At 51.5% G+C, this 520-nt stretch carries 1 protein-coding gene; it reads right to left on the minus strand.

Going from position 1 to position 520, the window contains the following annotated elements; genetic code table 11:
* Positions 1–520, minus strand: a 520-nt coding sequence (locus HMPREF2560_RS10880) for an RHS domain-containing protein (protein WP_210400167.1), incomplete at both ends; no start/stop codon positions are given.

Below are 520 nucleotides of genomic sequence, written 5' to 3' on the forward strand. Positions count from 1 at the left end.
CCCGCCTCAGGCTCGTAATACCGCATCAGGTTGTAGTGCAGTCCGGTCTCTTCATCGAAGTATTGGTTCTGTAATCTGAACGGCTGATGCGCATCCTTGTAAACCCGCTCGTCCTTTTTCAGACGACCCCAGGCGGTATATTCGCCGTACCATAAGAGATTGCCGTGGATGTCGGTCATCTCGCGCGGGATACCGATTTGGTCGTTGTGGAAATAGGCGAGGTATTGTTTGCCGTCTTTGGCGTTGTCAAAGACTTGGGCTAAGGGGTCGTAGCTGTCTTGGTCGGTGTAGATATAGGTGTAGCAGCCTTTGTAGGTGTACTCCTGAAGTAATCGCGTTCCGTCCCAGACGAAATGGGTGCGTTTGGGGTCGGTACTCGTCCAGGCAAGTTTGTCTTGGCGTTCTTTGGAAAGCCTTCGTCCGAACGGGTCATAGGCGTATGTCCAAATCTCGGTGTTGCCGGCGGGCTTTTTGATTTCGGCGCGGATGAGTTGGTTTTCTAAATCGTATTGGTAATATT

It is taken from the genome of Neisseria sp. HMSC078H04 (genome assembly GCF_001838135.1).
GTDB lineage: Bacteria > Pseudomonadota > Gammaproteobacteria > Burkholderiales > Neisseriaceae > Neisseria.